The sequence below is a fragment of the Stenotrophomonas sp. YIM B13575 genome, from assembly GCF_042787595.1.
GTDB classification, from domain to species: Bacteria; Pseudomonadota; Gammaproteobacteria; order Xanthomonadales; family Xanthomonadaceae; genus Stenotrophomonas; species Stenotrophomonas lactitubi_B.
In genome coordinates, this window is the sequence record NZ_JBHZOP010000198.1 from 1 (window position 1) to 6194 (window position 6194).

The 6194-nt window shown below is 65.5% G+C and carries 4 protein-coding genes; all 4 read right to left on the reverse strand.

What is annotated here, in order from left to right; translation table 11 throughout:
• Positions 1-177 precede the first annotated feature (177 nt).
• Positions 178-2466 (reverse strand): TonB-dependent receptor, encoded by a 2289-nt coding sequence (locus ACFX4F_RS20870; protein WP_380658264.1) that lies wholly within the window; start codon positions 2464-2466, stop codon positions 178-180.
• A gap of 178 nt (positions 2467-2644) precedes the next feature.
• Entirely contained in the window at positions 2645-3385 is a 741-nt protein-coding gene (gene phbB / locus ACFX4F_RS20875; protein ID WP_025874115.1) for an acetoacetyl-CoA reductase, read from the reverse strand.
• A gap of 25 nt (positions 3386-3410) precedes the next feature.
• Positions 3411-4739 (reverse strand): CitMHS family transporter, encoded by a 1329-nt coding sequence (locus tag ACFX4F_RS20880; protein ID WP_108265490.1) that lies wholly within the window; start codon positions 4737-4739, stop codon positions 3411-3413.
• Positions 4740-4793: 54 nt separating this feature from the next.
• Positions 4794-5933, reverse strand: coding sequence for an OprO/OprP family phosphate-selective porin (locus ACFX4F_RS20885; RefSeq protein ID WP_099820988.1), 1140 nt, complete (start codon positions 5931-5933; stop codon positions 4794-4796).
• Positions 5934-6194 lie beyond the last annotated feature (261 nt).

Here is a 6194-nt window from a genome sequence, read left to right on the forward strand (position 1 = left end):
GCGTACATCCAGAGGCTGCCGGCCAGCGGCCGGCACTACCGTGCCCGTCTGCAGGAAGGGCCGAAGCTCCTCCTGCAAACACAGTTGCTACAGGGACGTACTTGCGGCGTGTCCTGCCTCGGCCCGTCCCACCTCGCCCCACTACGGCATCCCCGCGCCGCAGCGCCCGCTTTTGATTTAGAACTCCGCCGCCACCGTCATGAACACCTGCCGCGGCGCACTCGCATGGATCGCATAGCGCGTGCCCTTCGGATCGGTCGGTGCGAACGAACTCAACTGGCCCGCATAGCGCTTGTTGGTCAGGTTGGTCGCGTTCAACGACACCCGCACGTTGCGCAGGCCCATGCCCGGACCGAAGTCGTAACCGGCACCCGCATCGAAGGTGGTCACGCCCGGCACCGACTGGTCGTTGGTGTAGGTGTAGTAGCGCTTGCCGGTGTACTTGGCGCGCAGGCTGGCGAAGAAGCCGTCGCGGTTCCAGCTGATCTCGCTGGAGGCCATGCGCTGCGGTGTGTCCACGGTGATCTTGCCAGCCACCGGCACGATCGCACCGCCCGAGGTGTAGTCATCCTCGTAGGTGGTCTTGTTCCAGGACAGCGCGTTGTACCACTGCAGGCCATCAACCGGCTTGAGGATGAAGGTCAGCTCGGCACCGTGGCTCTTCACCGAACCGACGTTGATGAAGCGCGTCACGCACTCCGGACGCGTGCCGACTTCGATGCTCGAGCACGGGTTCAACGACAGCAGGCGGTTGTCGAACGTCACGTTGTAGGCAGCGATCGAGGCCTGGTATTTCTCGCCGAAGGTACGGAAGCCCGCCTCCAGGCTCTTGGACTTCTCCGGCTCGAGGCCGGCGCTGGCCGCGAACGATTCCGGCGACACCTGCAGCGGGCCACCGCTGCCGCCGCCGACGAAGGCAGCGATGTTCTCGGCGTACGAGGCGAATACTTCATTGTTGGCGTTGAGCTTGAAGCCCACGCCCAGCTGCGGCAGCACCGATTCCTTGGCGGTCAGCGTGCCCGAGGCGATGCTGGTTTCCACGCCCGGCTGGGCCTTGGCGGTCATGCGCGTGTTGGGGCTCTTGATGCCCACGTCCACGGTCAGGCGCTGGTCGAGGAAACGCATCCGGTCCTGCACGTAGAACTGGCGGGTACGGATGTCGAAGTCCTGGTTGAACAGGCGGCGGTCCGGGTTCTGCAGGTACAGGTCGTCCAGGAACGGGCCACTGATGTAGTAGAAATTGCGCGAGACGTTATGGTCGTTCTGCTCGTACCACACACCGGCTTCCAGTTCGTGGATGCCCAGCGTCCACGACAGCGCTGCGGTAATGCCGTCGCGGTTGATGGTGTAGTTGGTGCTGCGGATCGAGATCGGCAGCATCTTGTCGGTGCCCGGGTAGGACGGCTGGCCTGGTGCCCACCAGTGGCCCTGGCCACGGTTCTCATGGTGGTAGCCCAGCAGCTTCAGGCGGCCCTGCTCACCCAGGCGGATGTCGGCGTCGATCGAGTACAGGTTGTCGTCGCGCAGCGCACGGCTCTGGTAGTACGCATCGTCGATGCTGTTGACGCCGCCGCTGAACGCGCAGCGCGCCTTGTTGTAGGTGCCCGGTGCGCAGTACGCGGCCGCAACGGCGCGATCCCAGTCCGGTGCATAGATGTTCCAGTCATAGCCCAGGCCGCGCGCCAGCATGTCCTTGGACAGGTAGGCATAGTTGGCCTGGCTGGCGCGCGAGGTGGCGACGAAGGCGCCGAAGCGGTTGTCGCCCACATTCCACACCGCCTTGGCGTTGAACTGGCGGGTGGTCTGGTTCTGGTACGGCGCGGCCCACATGTCCTGGTCCTGGTGCACGCCGGAGACATAGGCCGAGAAACCGTTGATGTCGCCGGTGTCCACGCGCAGGTAGCCGCGGCGCTGGTTGTCATCACCCGCAGTGATGCTGGCGCGGCCGCCGAATTCGGTGGACGGATCCATCGAGAAGTACTGGATGGTGCCGCCCAGATTGCTGGTCGAGGCCACGCCCAGCGAACCGATGCCCTGCGACAGCTCGGCACCGGCCAGGTTCTCTGCGATCAGTGCACGGGCGATGCTCAGGCCGTTGTAGTTGCCGTAGCTGTTGTCACCCAGCGGAATGCCGTCCAGCGTGTAGCCCAGGCGGCTCTTGTCGAAGCCGCGCAGGCTGATGGTCTGCGATTCTTCATTCGCGCCGAACGCATCGTTGGACTGCACCGACACGCCGGGCAGGCGGTCGAGGATCTTCTGGCCGCTGGTACCCGGCGGCAGCACCTGCTTGTCGACGGTGGTGATGCGCTGCACCTGGCGGGTCTCGCCCTGGCCGATGACCGAGACGGTATCCAGCGTCTGCGCGCTCAGCGCGGTATCGGCGGTGGCGTCGGTGGCTTCAGCGGCGTGGGCGCTGGCGGCGGAAAGCGCGATCGCCACGGCGATCGTCAGGTATCGGGTCTGCATGATGGTCCATTGCATGGGGGGTGGTCACCGGCCCGGGGGCGCGGTGCGTGGCCACTATGCGAACGGAACATGAAACCTTGTTTACGAAAAACCAACGAACGGCGTCGCGGGGGGAAGCCGCGCAGGGCGTGAATCTACCGGGGGAGGGGAGTAGATCCACGCCCTGCGTGGGAAAGCGCTAGCCCATGTACAGGCCACCGTTGACCGGATAGTCCGCACCGGTCACGTAGGAGGCTTCATCCGAAGCCAGCCAGGCACACAGGCCGGCCACTTCTTCCGGGCGACCCAGGCGCCGCACCGGCACGGATGCGGCCAGCCGGTCCAGCACGTCCGGCGGGAAGCTGCTGATCGCCTGGCTGGCGATGTAGCCCGGCGACAGTGTGTTGACGGTGACCCCGCGCGAGGCGACTTCAGCGGCCAGCGCACGGCTGAAACCGTGCATCGCGGCTTTTGCCGTGGCGTAGTTCACTTGGCCGATCTGGCCCTTGTGGGCGCTGACCGAACCGATGTTGATGATGCGGCCCCAGCCCCGCGTGGCCATGCCATCGACCACCTGCTTTGTCAGGTTGAACAGCGAATTGAGGTTGGAGGCGATCACTGCATTCCAGTCCTCCACCGTCATCTGCCGGAACAGCAGGTCGCGGCTGCCGCCGGAGTTGTTGACCAGCACGTCCACCTCGCCGACTTCGGCACGCACCTTGGCGAAGGCCGCCGTGGTCGACGCCCAATCGGTCGCGTTGCCTTCGGAGGCGATGAAATCAAAACCCTGCTCGCGCTGCTCACGCAGCCAGTTGGCCTTGCGCGGCGAGTTGGGCGCGCAACCGGCGACCACGGTATGGCCGGAACGGGCCAGGCTCTGGCAGATGGCAGTGCCGACACTGCCCATCCCGCTGGTGACGTAGGCGATGCGAAGAGTCATTGCAGAACGCTCCTTGATAAGGGAATCAGGTCGTGAAGGGATAGAGCCCGAACAACAGGCCGCCGATCATCAGCAACAACGAAATGGCGATCGCCCACTTCAGGGTGAACTTCTGGTGGTCGGCGAATTCGACCTTGGCCAGCCCCACCAGCAGGTAGGTGGACGGCACCAGCGGGCTGAGCAGGTGCACCGGCTGCCCGGCCAGCGACGCGCGGGCCATTTCCACAGGCGTGATGCCGTAGTTGCCGGCCGCCTCGGACAGGATCGGCAGCACGCCGAAGTAGAACGCGTCGTTGGACATGAAGAAGGTGAAGGGCATCGACGCCACAGCGGTGATCACCGCCAGGTACGGGCCCCAGCTGTCGGGGATGATCGCCAGGAAGCTGTGCGACATCGCTTCGACCATGCCGGTGTTGTTGAGGATGCCGGTGAAGATGCCCGCAGCGAAGATCAGCGCCACCACCGACAGCACGCTGCCGGCATGGCTGACCACGCGACGGCGCTGCTCGGCCAGGTTCGGGTAGTTGATCACCAGCGCGATGGCGAAGCCGATCATGAACAGCACCGGCATCGGCAGCACACCGATGATGAGGGCGCTCATCAGGGCCACGGTCAGCGCCAGGTTCACCCACAGCAGCCTGGGGCGCTTGGTGTCTTCGGCATCTTCCACGGTCGGCAGCGTGTTGCCGTCGTCGGACACGCTGTTGTCCATCCAGCTGCCACCCTTGGGCAGGGTCACGACACCAAGGCGACGGCGCTCCTTCAGGCCCAGGTACCAGGCCAGCAGCAGCACGCCGGCGCAGGCGATCACCATCGACGGAATCAGCGGCACGAACACATCGGCCGGGTCCACGTGCAGTGCGGTGGCCGCGCGCGCGGTGGGGCCACCCCACGGCGTCAGGTTCATCACACCACCGGCGAGGATGGTCACGCAGGTCATGTTCAGCGCGTTCATGCCCAACCGCTGGTACAGCGGCAGCATCGCCGACACGGTGATCATGTAGGTGGTCGAACCATCGCCATCAAGCGATATCAGCATCGCCAGCACGGCGGTACCGAACACGATCTTCATCGGGTCGCCCTTGACGAAGCGCAGGATGATCCGCACCAGCGGATCGAACAGACCCGCATCGATCATTACGCCGAAGTAGAGGATGGCGAACATCAGCATCACGCCGGTCGGCGCGATCTTCTTGATGCCTTCCAGCATCATTTCGTCGATGCCGGCGGCGAAGCCACCGATCAGGGCGAAGATGATGGGAATGGTGATCAGGGCAACGAGTGGCGACAGTCGTTTGCTCATGATCAAGTACATGAACGTAATGACCATGCCAAAGCCGAGGATGCTCAGCATCATCTGCGGACTCCTTGAAGAATCAGGATGTGGGGAAGTGGAAGGGGCTGACGTTTAGAAGTCGAACTGCAGGCGCCCGGTGACCGCGCGCGTGCGGTCCACCGTGGTGCCGGCCAGGCGATCGCGGTTGCGGCTTTCGATCACGTTGAGCATGAAGCGCAGGTTGTCGCGCAGGTACCAGTTGCCGCCCAGCGTCCAGCCTTCAGTGCTGCCACGGCGCAGGTCGGGTTGGCCATCGAGGTGCTGTGCGCCCCACATCTGGTCGTAGCGCAGGGCCACTTCGAAGGCACCGGCCTTGTGGCGGATGTTCTTGACCCGGGCGAAGCGGCCGGTCTTGCGGTCGTAGGCACGGCTTTCGCCGGTGACGAACCAGCTGAGCATGCCGTAGGCGGCCATCACATCACCGCGCTGGGCACCATCATCGAAGGTGGCGCCGCTGAACTCGCCCTGCCATGACAGCGGGCCGCGCACCTGCGCATATTCCAGCGACCACTTGTTGACGTCGGTATCGCGGCCGGCGGAGAAGTCGACCAGGGTCAGGCGGCTCTCGTCGGACAGGTGGCCGGCCGGACGCGGGCGGATCTTCAGGCCCGGCGTGCCGTTGCCGCCCGGGTTGTCGTAGGCCTCGCGGGCCAGCGACAGGCCCAGGTGCAGCACGTCGCCCTCACTGGGGGCCGGTGCCCAGGTGACGCGACCACCGGCGGCGCGGCCCTTGACCTGCCAGGCATCGATGCTTTCCAGGCTGTACACGCTGGCCGCCCAGGTGAAATCGCCCGGATTGGCCTGCCACGAGGCGCCCAGCCGGTACAGCGGCGCCAGCGTGGTGCCGGCGTTGCCGCGCTCCAGGAAGCTGCCGTAGTTGGAGCCGGTGCGGTCATCCAGCGAGAAGTACTGCTTGAACTGGCCCACGGTGAGCCGGCCGGCATCGCCGAAGCTGCGGCTCAGGTAGACGTCTTTGGCCTCGACACGGTCGCCGGAGAAATCGGCTTCCAGCTTGTAGTCGACCACGAAGAACTTGCCGGAAACGTCAACCCAGGCGCGACGGATCTCGGTGTCATCCTTGTTCGGCGTACCCCGGTTGTCGTTGTCGAAGGTAGCGAAGTCCAGATGCAGACGACCGCCAAGGGTGGCCGTGACCGGACGGTCGTCTTCGGCGGCGAAGGCCGGCGCGGCCAGCGCAGCCAGGGCCATCATGGCGGCAGGACGCCGCCAGGCAATGCTCAATTCCACAAACCCTCCCAGGTGCACGCCAGGCGCGCGGCAATCGTGGGCACCGGACGGTGCGCGGCCGCAGTCTGTGTCGCGCAAGCTGTCATCGTCCTGTCAGCGGTTTGTGCGGTGCAGCGTAAAAGACGGCGCTGCGCTCGCCGGGCCTGGCCCGGCGCTACCCCGCGACGATGCACCCGGTGGCGCCGCCACGCCCGGCGGAACAGGTCAGCATCGGTAGCGCCGGGC

What these genes read in the sequence shown, in the direction of transcription:
- ACFX4F_RS20870 (WP_380658264.1), bottom strand. Translation starts at nt 2,466, where the DNA reads ATGCAGACCCGATACCTGACGATCGCCGTGGCGATCGCGCTTTCCGCC.
- phbB (WP_025874115.1), bottom strand. Translation starts at nt 3,385, where the DNA reads ATGACTCTTCGCATCGCCTACGTCACCAGCGGGATGGGCAGTGTCGGC.
- ACFX4F_RS20880 (WP_108265490.1), bottom strand. Translation starts at nt 4,739, where the DNA reads ATGCTGAGCATCCTCGGCTTTGGCATGGTCATTACGTTCATGTACTTG.
- ACFX4F_RS20885 (WP_099820988.1), bottom strand. Translation starts at nt 5,933, where the DNA reads ATGATGGCCCTGGCTGCGCTGGCCGCGCCGGCCTTCGCCGCCGAAGAC.